We start from the raw sequence: 13,129 nt of genomic DNA, 5'->3' as shown, positions 1-13,129 counted from the left end.
GGCGGTTCGCCGGCTGTGGGACCGGCGAACCGCCCGGTCGTCACTACCAGATCTTGACGCGCTTCTCCGGCTCCAGGTACAGGGTGTCACCCGGCTCGACCCCGAAGGCCTCGTGGAAGCTGTCGAGATTGCGGATCACGCCGTTGCACCGGAACTCCGGCGGTGAGTGCGGGTCGACCGCCAATCGCCGCAGTGCTTCTTCCTTGCGTGCCTTCGTCCGCCACACCTGAGCCCAGCCGAAGAAGACCCGCTGCAGGCCGGTCAACTCGTCGAGTACCGGGGCCTCGGTGTCATCGGTGGCGATGCGGTAGGCCTCGAGTGCGATCGACAACCCACCCAGGTCGCCGATGTTCTCGCCGATCGTGAACTCGCCGTTGACGTGATGGCCCGGCAGGTCCTTGGGCTCGAACTCGTTGTACTGCTCGATCAGGGCCTTGGTGCGCTTGCCGAACTCGGTGCGGTCGTCGTCTGTCCACCAGTCGACCATGTTGCCGTCGCCGTCGTACTTGGCGCCCTGATCGTCGAAGCCGTGCCCGATCTCGTGGCCGATGACCGCGCCGATACCACCGTAGTTGGCGGCGTCGTCGGCGTCCGGGTCGAAGAAGGGCGGCTGCAGAATCGCTGCGGGGAAGACGATCTCGTTCATACCCGGGTTGTAGTAGGCATTGACCGTCTGCGGGGTCATGAACCACTCATCGCGGTCGACCGGGCCGCCGAGCTTGGCGATGTCGCGGTCGTGCTCGGCGGCGTAGCCGCTGCGATAGTTGCCCACCACGTCGGTCGGGTCGATCACGACGGCCGAGTAGTCACGCCACTTGTCCGGGTAGCCGATCTTCGGGGTGAACTTCTCGAGCTTCGCCAGGGCGGCCTGTCTGGTCTGTGGGCTCATCCACTCGAGGTCAGAGATGTTGCGCCGGTACGCCTCCTGCAGGTTCGCAACCAGCACCTGCATACGTGCCTTGGACTCCGGCGGGAAGTGCCGATCGACGTACAGCTTGCCGACCGCCTCGCCCAGCAGGTCTTGCACCAGCGAGACCCCCCGCTTCCACCGCTCCCGGTTCTTCTCGGTACCGCTGAGGGTCTTGCCGTAGAACGCGAAGTCCTCGGCGACGATCGCCTCCGTCAGATACGGGGCCCGAGCGTGCAGGATCCGCCACGTGGCCCACGCCTTCCAGTCCTCGATCGGACGCGAGGTCCACAGCTGCGTGAACGACTCGACGAAGCTCGGCTGACGCACGACGATCTCGGCCAGCTGCTCCTCCGTGGCCTGCAGGCCGGAAATCCAGGCAGCCCAGTCGAACCCGGTGTGACGCGATTGCAGGTCGTCGAGCGTTGTCAGGTTGTAACTCAGCTCCGCGTCGCGGCGCTTGACGACGTCCCAGTGGCCCGCGGCGACCGCGGTCTCGAGGTCGAACACGCGCTGGGCGTCGTAGCGGATTCCTGCCAGTTCGAACATGTTGCGGATGTGCGTGATGTACGCCTCGCGGATCCCGGCGTACTCGTCCTCGCGGTAGTACGACTCGTCGGGCAGGCCGATCCCGGACTGTGTGAAGTGCACCAGATAGCGCGCCGAATTCTTGGCGTCGGTGTCGACGTACTGGCCGACCGCGCCGCCGACACCGGTGCGCTGCAGACGCCCCATGATCTCGGCGAGCACGGTCAGGTCCGCGGCGTTCGCGATCGCCGACAGTTCCTCGGCGATCGGGGACAGTCCCGCCGTCTCGACCGCGTCCGCGTCCATGAAACTCGAGTACAGGTCGCCGATCTTCTGCGCGTCCGTACCGTGGGCCGCGCCGGACCGGGCCGCCTCCTGGATGAGCGTCTTGACGTCCTCCTCGGCTTTGTCGTACAGGGTCCGGAACGCACCGTCCACCGCACGGTCGGCGGGGATCTCGTACTCGTCGAGCCACTGGCCGTTGACGTGTACGAACAGATCATCCTGTGGTCGGGTGCCCGGATCGAGATGGGTGAGGTCGATGCCGGAATGCTGCGCAGTCGTCATCGTTCCATCTTTACACCGACTCGGCGGCGCGGGCCCGTCCTCGAAATCTCGTCTCGGATGCCGAGCGGGGCCCGAACCCGAGGAACCGGTTCACTCCGATTCGGACCTCACCCCCCGAGCCGTGCGTGCATCTCCCAGATGAGGATTTCGGCGCCGGTCTCGGAGGTGATCGTCTGGCCGCCCGAAGCGCTCAACCGGACCGCATCCCCCTCGTACAGGGTTCCGACGCCTGCCATCTCGGCGCTGCCTCGAGCGAGGAACACGTGCACGAACGGCGCCTCGGGGATCTGCACCGCTTTGCCTGGCTGTAGGCGTGCCGCGTGCAGCGACGCGTACTTGTTCTTGATGCGGATGGCGGCGTGATCCCGGTGCTCCGCCATGCCCGACGCGACCGGAACCAGCCCGCCGGCCAGTAGTTCGTCCTCGATCTCGAGCTGCTCGTATCCGGGGGTGATGCCGGCCTCGTCAGGCATCACCCACATCTGGATGAAGCGGACAGGGTCACGATGCTCGTCGCCCTGCATACGCCACGAGTCGTTCTTCTCGGAGTGAAGGATCCCGGTGCCGGCACTCATCCGTTGAGCGAGTCCCGGATAGATGACGCCGGAGTGGCCGATGGAGTCCTGATGCACAAGGGACCCGCGCAGCACCCAGGTGACGATTTCCATGTCCTTGTGGGGGTGGGTGTCGAAGCCCTGACCCGGCTGGACGATGTCGTCGTTGTTCACCAGCAGCAGTCCGTGGTGAGTGTTGTCCGGGTCGTAGTTGTGACCGAACGAGAACGAGTGCTTCGAATCCAGCCACTGGATCCGGGTCTTCAATCGGTCGCCGGCACGGTGGATGTCGATGTGCGGGGTGGTGAGAGCTGGCATGTGGTCCTCCTCGGTGGCAGTCGCGGGCAGGGTGTCCGCATCGCCGTCCAAATACAGATGCGATCGGTTGTCCGGCAACGACATCGACATCAGCCGAGTACATCGTGCGCAGCGGGGATCGACCGACTCGGTGCGCGATTTCTGATTGTCCGCGGCCGCGACAGCGATCGTACCGCCGCGGGCGAACACCGCGGTCTGGCCAGTCGGCGTCGGCTGACGCTCGGGCCGACGAAGCCGTCCGGGCCGGACACCTGTGCGTTGTCTACGGTCGAGTCGGGCATGGGGTTCTCCCGATCATCCAACTAGTTGAGAATTCAATCAAAGCTACCGTAGTCAACGCGAGGCGCGCGAACCTATTCCCGCCCCATCCGGTTCCGTGTCGTCAAGCCTCCGGTTCCCGAGTGATCAAACCCAAATGAGTGGCCGTGAGCAGCGCGTCCGCCCGCGAATGGACCCCCAGCTTGCGATAGAGACTACGAAGCTGAGTCTTGACCGTGTTCTGGGAAACGAAGAGTTGCTCCGCGATCGCGGCAACTGACGGGGTCGCCACGAGAGCATCCAGCACCGCCGATTCTCGGTCGCTGAGGTTGACGAGCTGAATCCGGTCCGGATACACCGCCGCGCCGGGAGCAGGCACCGCTGACGTCCAGGCGGGAGGGAGTTCGACATCCAACTCCGACAGTCGGGCTATCCAACCGGCGGGCATCGACACGAACGGGCGGACCATCCCGGTCTGGTCGAACAACGCGACGGCCCGGCGCAGCATGGTCCGTGCCTGTATCTCGTTCGTGAGATGAAGGTGTGCGGCGGCCTGGAGCAGTGCGGACTCCATTCGGATGTGCGGGTACGGGCACTCCGAGACAGCCGGACGTGCGCAGTCCGCAAGCACCTCGTTGGGACGATCGCTCGACAGTTCCATACGTGCGTGGGCGATCGTCGTCCACGGGCCGCGTCCCCGCGCGTTCTCGAGCGTCATCCATGTCTCGTTGCCGTGACCGAGGGCCAAGTGCAGCTCGGCCTCGGCGGCAGCGAGCAGTGGTGCCGCAAGCGAACTCGTGGTGAGCCAGCGGTCGTATACCGCGGTCGTCCGACGGATTCTGTCCAGCCCCGTCTCGGGCTGGCAGGTGACGAGTGCCAACTGGCACTGCGCGTAAAGCGCGAACGCCCACAACTCCTCGTCGTCGGGCAGGTCGCCGAGCACGGCGAGGACTTTCGCAGCGGCGTCGAGCTCCATACGGTCGATCGCGACCAGGGCGGACGCCACAAGACCGCCGACGCGGACCATCTTGGTGACCCAGGCGGACTCGTCGTTGTACCGGCGTTCCTTGTCGAGCCAGGCTTCGGCATGGCCCAGTTCGCCGGACAGGGCGTAGTTCAATGCCAGGTTTCCCGCGGCGTTTCGTGCGACGAAGTCCGATCCAATCGACCGGTTGCTGTTGAAGGCGCGGCGGAACTGTACGGACGCACCTCCCAGGTCGCCGTGCAACTGGTGGGTGACTCCCCACTGCACGCGCAGCAGTGGGAGGCACCAGGCGACCTCGTCGTACTGTGTCGCCATCAAACGGTCACCCAGCGCCGACATCCTCGAGCTGATGTCCGCGGCGTCCGCGTAGTTACCGTCGACGCGCTGAATCAGCGACTGAACGGTGCCGACCGCCAGCGCGTCGGCGGCCCCGCCTGGGTCGGAAGACCGTGCACCGGTCACCGGCAGCGGTACCGGATCGGGGAGCTGTGTCGCATCGGAACCGAGCCGGAGGAAGAGTTCGCGCCCGGCTCGGATCGACAGGTCCGCTTCGGCCGCGGCCGCGGGGATCGAGGTGAGGGTTTCGCGGACGAGGTGAAACCGGCGCGCGACCAACTCCACCCAATTCGCCTTGAGAATCCCGACCGCCAGATCCCAGTCCTGTGCCTCGACCGCGTGCTCGAGCGCGGCGGTGGGGTTCCCCCCGTCGCGGAACCACTTCGCGAGGTCACTCGAAGCCCGCAGGGGTCCTTCCGGTGCGGCGCGGCGAACCGCGCGCATCAGCGAGTCGCGGACTGGCGCAACGAAGGTCCACTCGTCGTCCCTGGGCCACGGCGACCTGATCAGCACACCCGCGGTCTCGAGTTCACGCAGCCGCGCGACATCGTCGGCGCTGGTCAGCACCTCGGCGGCTGTGGCGGTGACGGTACGGGCTGCGGCGATCGTGTGGATGAACTCTCGTAGATCGGTGAGTTCCGGATCGTCCAGGATCGCGTGCTCGACGTAGCGATCGATGGCCCTTTCGAGAGCGGGGCGTGTCAGTTCCTGGCCGTGGTCGAGTTCGCCGAACGAACGGATGACGGCGATCGCCGCCTGAACCATGGGCGGGAAACCAGAGGTGACGTCGTGCACGGTCTTCCACAGATGTGGCGGTAGCTCGATGCCGCGTGCGAGCAGTGCCGCTCGGCACTCCTGGGCCGTGAACAGCAAATCGTCGGGAGGGACGGCCACGTGATCGAGGTCGAGCAGTCCCGTGCCGCTGAACACCTCGGCGGAACGGGTGGTGACGACCACGTGCAGACGTTCGTGATGGTGCAGAGATGCGAGGATGCGTTCCTCGGTCGTGGGATCACCCAACCGGTCGACGTCGTCGAGGGTCACGACCGCGCGTTCGCCGGGCGACGTGAGGGCGGCATCGATCCGCCTTTCCACCTCGGCCCAGTAGGAGTCCGAATCGGAGGTCGGCTGCGGTGTCGGCATCGTGACGATCGGTTCCGGTCCTCCCCGGGCCGACGCGATCCACGTCCTGAGCAGGCTGGTCTTGCCGGAACCCCGAGGCCCTCGAATGACGGTGAGTGCAGCGCACTCGGACAGCATCGCGAACAGTCTCGGCCGGTCGAACAGTTTTCGGCGCCTGCTCGCTGGCGGGCCATCGCGTTCGGGTCCCCGGTCAGGCTCCACAACCACGCTCCCCTCGTCCACCGACACCGTCGGCCTAGGCGGTACTGCCCCATGAAACCCCGGCGCACATCGTGACTCACTGAGGTCACGTGCACGAACAGCAAAGTCTGGCACAACATCCATGTCGTGCGAGGGGCATTTGCGGACTATGCGAGGGCGTATCCGAGATTGTCGGCCCGCAGCTGTGCGACCTCCGAGACCGGGTCGGTCGTCGACGCGATCGGGTGGTGGAGGCCGGCTCGGGTGACGAGACGCACCAACGCGTGCGCCACCTCGGCTGCCTGGTCCAGGATCACCGAGTGCCCGGCGTCGTGGAGACGGACCAATTCGGCGGAGTGCAGGTTGGCCGCGATCGCGACGGAGTGTTCGAACGGCGTCAGCAGGTCGGCGGTGCCGCCAAGTACGAGGGACGGGATGTCGCCGAGTGCGGCGAGCGACTCGGACTCGTCGAACCCGGCGAGCGACCGGAGGAATCCGTACATCGTGACCACGGACGTGTGATTGTCGAGCGCAATCGAGGCGACGCGCTGAGCGAATCGAGGCATGCGCTCGGCGCCGAACCGCAGCGCCGAGACGAGGGGATGTCGGAGGAACCGGCCGAGCCCCGAGCGGGTAATGCCGCTCGCGGCCGTGGACAGCAGACCCACTCCCACGACGCGGTTGCCGACGACCTCGGGATGCTGACGCGTGTAGGCCAGTGTGGCCATGCCACCCATCGAGTGCCCGACGAGAACTATCGGTCCGTCGGGTGCGACCGCCTGGATGACGGTGTCGAGGTCGCGGCCCAATTGGTCGATCGTGTACGTGTGCGCGGGCGCGCTGTCGGATTCGCCGTGCCCACGGTGGTCGTAGAACACCATCCGGATCGACGGCCCCCACTCGCGGGTCAGGTGCGAACGCAATCGCGCCCACGAGTGGGTGTGCAGGCAGTGACCGTGGACGAACACCACCGTCACCGAGGCGTCAGGGTCACCGTACTCGCGGACGGCCAGAGTGACACCGTCGTCGGCCTCGACCACCCGGGGGCGGCCCTGCTGGTGGATGCGCACAGTGGTCGGCATGACACCCTCCAGGTGATCGAGACGGGAAGTGCGGTTTCGGTACCGCACGTCCCAATCTCGTCGCCCGCGGAGCCCGTCACCAGCGCCCCACGGAGTCGCGGCAGATCACCGAGGGTGCTGATTTCGCCACCCCAGGGGGTCGACGCGAATGCCATATACGTGCGGGAAAGCCCCCAGTGGGAGACAATGCGGAGGAGGCCGTCGCCCGTCTCGTCTGGCGACGAGTCGACGCAGTACGACGAGAGCGCAAACGGAATCAACCGGGAGCTTTTGTGAGCTACTTCGACGATGGACACCATCCGGTCAACATCCCGCGGGACCATCCGGGTGAGGCCATAGAAGACAGCCGTAACTGGCCCGGGTACGGGCTGATCGGGATCGCGATCGTGACCCTTGGCATGACACTTGTCGCGGCCGGCTACGGGTTCCGGGGCTGGGCACTGATCACCGGGGTGATCTGCGCGGTCAGCCTCGTGCTGGGAACCACGTGGGTCCTCATCGAACATCGCCGGGTCAAGCGGCTGGACGCCGCAGGTGTGCTCTACCCGTACGGGCACTGACGTCCCGGCGACCGGTCGTCAGGTCGGTTGCCGCTGCGCCCAGTCCTTCTCGATCTCCGGGTAGCCCGCCGCGATCTCGTCGATGCGGGCGGGCGTCGCCGACTCCAGTTCGGCGCGGTGCCGCTGTGCCTCGGCGAGCGAACCGGTGAACCCGTGCGCGGTGGGCACCGGAGACGGCTCGTCCGCTGTTGGTGCGTTCAGTTCGAGCGTGTGGATGAGTCCGTCGAGGCGGCTCGCCACGAAGTGTCGCTTGTCCTCACTCATGAGTTAATGACACCACCGGACGGCCCGCGTGCCTACCCCTGATCGGCGTGAGGCAGATTCGGACGCCGTTCGCCGGAGGGGGGACCGCCTGTTGAAGCAGGCACCTTCGACGGGGTCGTTACGTCATCTTGCGGCGACAGTCGACGCCGGTGCGGGAGCGACGGGTTCCACACTTCGCAAGAGAGATGGAGGCGTCCCTAGGGTCAGCATGGTGCACAACGCTCGGACCTCTTCCTTGCCGAGAGCGCCGATCGCCGTCACACGGAGGTGTTCCAGCTGGCGGATGACGTCTTCTGGCTTTGAAATCTGAAGGTTGGTTGGCCAGGTCGAGAGGGTACGCGAGAACCTTCTGCCGCTCGGCAGGACACCTCGGAACGGGCCGTGCAGCCTATTGTGGTTGCCGATTACCAAGTTTCCGGCGAGCGTCGCACTTCATCGCAACAATCCCGAAGAGTACGGAGAGCGCTCCGTAGATCAATCCCCGATAGAAATTTCCTGCAGGGAAGAACCCGTAGACGAACGTCATGATCCCCAGCAGACACATCAAGGATGCAGCAAGTTGGCAGATCAATAGCAGTGTGTTTCTCATACTGTCGGACTCCCGGTGAAGACGGCAGATTCGTGCAAAACGTCAACCGTACCTTCGCGCACGCGGCGGCTAGGAGAAGCAGGAGGCTGGCGCGGGGGTGCGCGTCACCCACCCGAGGGTGCCTGGCGGACCTTCCGATCCGGGCCGAGGATCGATGTCAATGGGATGGCCGAGCGTGCCGCCCGGCGAGGAGACCGACATGTACGGGAACATGTGCACCGCAACGCGACCTGACGAGATGTCGCCGGCGCGCGCCCGGGAGGTGCTCGACGAATGGGTGCCCCGAGCGGTCGCGGGTGACCGTGACGCGAGCGAAAGGGTTCTCGCCCTGGTGTACCCGCTCGTGCGGCGCTACTGTTTCGCGCGGTTGGGGCCTGGTGAGCTCCGGTCCGTCGCCGAGGACGTTGCCCACGAAACGTGCCTTGCCTTGATGACGGCACTGCCTCGGTACAGCGACCAGGGTTCGTCGTTCCTGACCTACGTGTACGCGATCGCCGGGCACAAGGTCGTGGACGCACGGCGCGCGACTCGTCGCGCGTGCGCGCCGCTCGAGGATGCCGGCGAGCCGGTCTGCCCGAATTCTGGCCCGGAGGATCGGGCCATCGCGATCGAGAGCGGCGAGCAGGCGCGGGAACTCGTCGAGTCCCTGTCGCCGCGCCATCGGCAGATCGTGGTGATGCGGTTGGCGTGGGGGATGTCCGCGGCCGAGACGGCAGACGCGCTCGGCACGACACCGGGTGCGGTCCGGATCGCCCAGCATCGTGCACTCGGCCGGTTGCGGACCCGGGCGCGACCGGCGTCGGATGCCGCGGCCTGACTCGTTCAGTTCGACTGCAGCGCTGTGTCATTCGGCGGTGACGGTCAAGGGAACGCTACTTTTGCGCCACCGCAGCCTTCGCGTGTGCGCTCAGATCGTCGAGGAGGATCGGGTAGCGCGGTGGGCGATCGAGTATCACTTCTCGGCTCGTACGGAGTTCTCGATCGACGTGGAGGAGTTCACCTGACCGCAACGGTGTCCACCCAGGGTCCTCATCCATCTGCTCACTTGCCACCACGACCGCCGGGCGCTCAGCGAGGTTTTCGGACCGGGCGCGAATCCTACCGGTCCCGCTCGTCTGCTGAAGATGACGGCTGCCGCTCGGACCGCCTGGGTGACGTTCGAGAAACAGCAGGTCGTGTGTATCCGGGTAGCGCAGCGCCCACAGTTCGTCAGGGGTAGTCAGGATGAAGTTGAGGGCGTGAGTCGGCACGTTGTCGGCCAACCAGTCAACCGCCGCGGTGATCCCTGCGGTCACGTCGCCGCTGCTTCTCTCGATGTGTCGGGTGATGAGGGCGAAGATGCGCTCGGAGTCGGTGTCGCCTCGGACCAGGCCGAGGTCGGACCCTAGTTCGGCCTCGAGCCGGGGCAAGTTCTGAACGACACCGTTGTGGGCGAAGAGGCGGCCGCACTGAGCGAACGGATGGGTGTTTCGTGGACGCAGATCACCTGTTGTCGCGAACCGGATGTGGGCGACGAACGTCGTCGAGTACCGATCTTTCGCCTCAGTGGCAAACTGCTTGTCTTCGTGCGCGGCGAGTGGTCGCTTCTCCACCACTGGTGCTCCGTCCGCCGCAAACGTCCCGAGTCCCGTTCCGTCCGGTTCTCGCCAACTTTGCTCAACCAGGCTGTCCGGTGCATCGAGCAGCCAGAAGGACGCGCGGACGCGGTACGGGGAGGCGGACAGCCCGAACAATCGGCACAAGTGAATTTCCCGTCGATCGGTGAAGCAACGGTTGGCCTGACCCGCCTGCGTTCTTCAACATCGCAGCGGTGTGCATCGGATTCGGTGTGCATCGAATTCTAGGTCATGAAAGTCGTGTTGCGGTTGGGAAAGTCGTGCTCGGGGCTGCCGGAGCCTTCGTCCACGTACGACGGAGCGGCGGCACCGTCAAAGGGGCTAGTTGGTATGCTCTGTTACACCCCGACCTGAAAACGATCTCGCTTGGCTAGGGGGTACGCAGGTGTAGGTCCTCGCACGAGTAAATCAGGCGGTACTGGGTCCGCCGGGGCACAACCCAGGTTCCCAGGCTCGCGCATACGTAGCGGTGGGGAACAAATCAGTGTCATCGTCGGACGATCTCGATTTCGGCTACGCCCTATGGGGAGTGTCGAGCGCTGACATCCCGACGCAGTCAGGTCTGTTTCCTCTTTCTGCTGCTCAACGCGGTATCTGGTTCGCTCAGCATCTCCTCGATGATGTTCCGATCCTGATCTCCCAGTACATTGAGTTCACCGATCTCGATCTCGACGTCGACTTGCTGGTGGAGAGCGCGCTCACCGCGGCGCGCGAACTCGGAACCGGCATGCTGCGGATCGTCGAGAGAGACGGTGAACCGTTCCAGCTGATCGATGAGTCGCTCGGCCTCGAGTGGATTCACCACGACTTCCGGGCCGAAGAAGATCCACGCGCGGCCGCCCACGCCTGGATGCGGGCCGACAACAGCACCCCGATCGACCTGCTGAGCGATCGGCTGGCCCGCGCCGCAACGCTGCGCCTTGCCGACAACCACTACTACTTGTACTCGCGGATCCACCACATCGCGCTCGACGGCTTCGGCGCAATGACGTTCATGAACCGGGCCGCGGAACTGTATGCGGCAACGGTAGAGGAACGCGATCCGGCGAGGTTCCTGGCAAGTTCACTCCGCGAAATCGTCGAGGACGAGGCTCGATACCGCACATCCAGCAGATTCGAGAAGGATCGCCGATATTGGTCCGAGCGCAGCCGCGACTTCCCGGACCCGAGCAGTCTTGCAGGACGGTCGGCAGCCCCCAGATTGCCTGCCCTGGTGATCAGCGCACCACTGCCGCGCGCCACCGAAGTCGCGGTGCAGCGGCTACTGGCCAGGCAACCGGGCTCGATGTTCGCTGCCGTGACAGTGGCCGCAGTGGCGGCGTTCTTGTCCCGCCTGACCGGTGAGGACGATGTCGTGCTGAGTCTTCCGGTCTCGGCCCGAACCACCGCGCGACTGCGCAACTCCGGTGGCATGGTTGCGAACGTCGTGCCGGTCCGTCTAGCTGTACGGGACGAGACGACCGTTGCCGACTTGATGCGGTCTGCGCAACTCGAGTTGGCGGGTGCGCTGCGCCACCAGCGGTACCGGTCCGAGGACATTCGACGGGACGCCGGGATCGGCGGGGGTCATCTGGGCCTCTTCGGTCCGTCGATCAACATCATGCTGTTCCAGAACGAGTTTCGGGTCCGTGACTCGGTCGGCCGCTACAACGTTTTGGGCACCGGTCCTGTCGAGGATCTGACCGTGAATCTGTACCCCAGCGTCGCGGGCCGGGTGGCGCAGATCGACTTCGAGGCCAATCCGAACCTGTACACCGAGGAGCAGTTGCGCGGACACCACGAGCGATTCCTCGAATTCCTGGCCGCCTTCGCCGTTGCTCCGCCCGATCGTAGGGTCGTCGACCTCGAGATCCTGTACGAGGATGAGGTCGCGCACCTGGTCCCCGCGCACGGGCCGGAGCCTGAACCGGTGTGTCTGATGCCCGATCTGCTGGCCGATGGTGTGGCCGCCGCCCCGGACGGTATCGCGATCCGTGCATCGGGAACCGAGATCACTTACCGGGATCTCGACGCCCGTTCCAACCGATTGGCGCGGTTGCTGATCGAGCGTGGTGCCGGCCCGGAGACCTCTGTCGCATTGAGCCTGCCGCGATCGACGAATTCGTTGGTCGCGTTCTGGGCAGTTGCCAAGGCGGGCGCCGCCTTCGTGCCGATCGACCCGACTCTGCCGACCGACCTGATCGCGCACATACTCTCCGATTCGGTTGCGCTCGTGGGTATCACGCTGAGTGAGATGGTCGCGTATCTGCCCGATACCACACACTGGATCACGCTCGACGCCGATGCAACTATCAGGCAGTGTGCGGGTCTGACGGACGCGCAGATCATGGATGGGGAGCGCACTTCGGTGTTGCGACCGGACAACACGGCGTACCTGATCTACTCGTCGGGCTCGACCGGTGTCCCGAAAGGCGTCCTGGTCACACACGCCGGGCTAGCGAATTTCGCGGCCGCCGCCCGCTCGGAACTCGGTGTCACCGCGCAATCGCGGGTGTTGTGCTTCTCGTCGGCGAGCTTCGATGCCTCTGTGTTCGAGATGATCCCGGCATTCAGTGCCGGTGCCACCATGGTCGTTGTCCCACCGGAAGTGCGCGGCGGGAACGAACTGATCGACCTCCTGCGAAACGAGATGGTGACACACATCATTTCGGCTCCTGCGGCGCTGAACACCGTCGACCCGCGGACACTCGAGCATCTCGAAGCGGTGGTGGTGGGCGGGGATGTGTGCACACCAGATCTCGTTGACCGGTTCGGAATGGTGTGCCGGTTCACCAACAGCTACGGGCCGACCGAAACGACGATCGTTGCGACCGTCGGCGAACCGCTGTCGCGGGGTAGCCCGATTACCGTCGGCCGACCCCTCCGGGGGGTGAGCGCCGTCGTGTTGGACCGCAGGCTGCAGCCGGTCCCGGCGGGGGTCGTGGGCGAACTCTACCTGGGCGGGCAGGGCCTGGCGCGCGGGTATCACGACCGTCGGGGGTTGACGGCGGAGCGTTTCGTAGCCAACCCATTCGGGGAACCGGGACAGCGCCTCTACCGTACTGGTGACGAGGTGCGCTGGGTCCCTTCGCTCGGCGCCGAGGGGTACTCGCTCGAGCTCATCGGCCGATCCGACTATTGGGCGGGTGTGTTGGCGGGGTTGCCGGATGTGTTGGCGTTGCCGACGGATCGGCCGCGGCCTGCGGTGCGGTCGGGTGTGGGTGGTTGTGTCGAGTTCGCGGTGTCTTCGGTGACGGTGGGTC

The 13,129-nt window shown here is 65.6% G+C and carries 9 protein-coding genes; 3 read left to right on the top strand and 6 right to left on the bottom strand.

Going from position 1 to position 13,129, the window contains the following annotated elements:
- Positions 1-43: 43 nt before the first annotated feature.
- The 4 genes from EGT50_RS10255 to EGT50_RS10240 all read right to left on the bottom strand — a co-directional run bounded on the left by EGT50_RS10255 (position 44) and on the right by EGT50_RS10240 (position 6,858).
- Complete coding sequence (locus EGT50_RS10255) at positions 44-2,002, bottom strand: M13 family metallopeptidase (protein WP_127954008.1); 1,959 nt, start codon at positions 2,000-2,002, stop codon at positions 44-46.
- Between the two features lie 107 nt (positions 2,003-2,109).
- On the bottom strand, positions 2,110-2,874 hold the full coding sequence (locus EGT50_RS10250) for a pirin family protein (RefSeq protein WP_127954004.1): 765 nt from the start codon (positions 2,872-2,874) through the stop codon (positions 2,110-2,112).
- A 382-nt stretch (positions 2,875-3,256) separates the two neighbouring features.
- On the bottom strand, positions 3,257-5,803 hold the full coding sequence (locus EGT50_RS10245) for a LuxR C-terminal-related transcriptional regulator (protein WP_235870685.1): 2,547 nt from the start codon (positions 5,801-5,803) through the stop codon (positions 3,257-3,259).
- Positions 5,804-5,943: 140 nt separating this feature from the next.
- Positions 5,944-6,858, bottom strand: a complete 915-nt coding sequence (locus EGT50_RS10240) for an alpha/beta fold hydrolase (RefSeq protein WP_127954001.1) — start codon at positions 6,856-6,858, stop codon at positions 5,944-5,946.
- 272 nt (positions 6,859-7,130) lie between these two features.
- Between EGT50_RS10240 and EGT50_RS10235 the strand changes: the two genes are divergently transcribed.
- Positions 7,131-7,418 carry a hypothetical protein gene (locus EGT50_RS10235; RefSeq protein ID WP_164873386.1) on the top strand — a complete coding sequence of 96 codons (288 nt, stop codon included), beginning with the start codon at positions 7,131-7,133 and terminating at the stop codon, positions 7,416-7,418.
- 18 nt (positions 7,419-7,436) lie between these two features.
- Here EGT50_RS10235 and EGT50_RS10230 read toward each other — a convergent pair whose 3' ends face one another.
- Positions 7,437-7,682 (bottom strand): hypothetical protein, encoded by a 246-nt coding sequence (locus tag EGT50_RS10230; RefSeq protein ID WP_127953998.1) that lies wholly within the window; start codon positions 7,680-7,682, stop codon positions 7,437-7,439.
- Between the two features lie 749 nt (positions 7,683-8,431).
- On the opposite strand from EGT50_RS10230, the gene shbA reads away from it, so the two are divergent.
- Positions 8,432-9,088, top strand: coding sequence for an RNA polymerase sigma factor ShbA (gene shbA / locus EGT50_RS10225; RefSeq protein ID WP_328590643.1), 657 nt, complete (start codon positions 8,432-8,434; stop codon positions 9,086-9,088).
- 55 nt (positions 9,089-9,143) lie between these two features.
- Here the strand turns inward: shbA and EGT50_RS10220 are convergent, their stop codons facing one another.
- Positions 9,144-10,013, bottom strand: a complete 870-nt coding sequence (locus EGT50_RS10220; RefSeq protein WP_127953995.1) for a class II glutamine amidotransferase — start codon at positions 10,011-10,013, stop codon at positions 9,144-9,146.
- Between the two features lie 358 nt (positions 10,014-10,371).
- On the opposite strand from EGT50_RS10220, the gene EGT50_RS10210 reads away from it, so the two are divergent.
- Positions 10,372-13,129 (top strand): amino acid adenylation domain-containing protein (locus EGT50_RS10210; protein ID WP_235870684.1); only part of this gene is annotated, 2,758 nt, incomplete at its 3' end.

The organism is Rhodococcus xishaensis, assembly GCF_004011825.1.
GTDB classification, from domain to species: domain Bacteria; phylum Actinomycetota; class Actinomycetes; order Mycobacteriales; family Mycobacteriaceae; genus Prescottella; species Prescottella xishaensis.
This window is presented reverse-complemented; position numbering and strand designations above follow the sequence as displayed.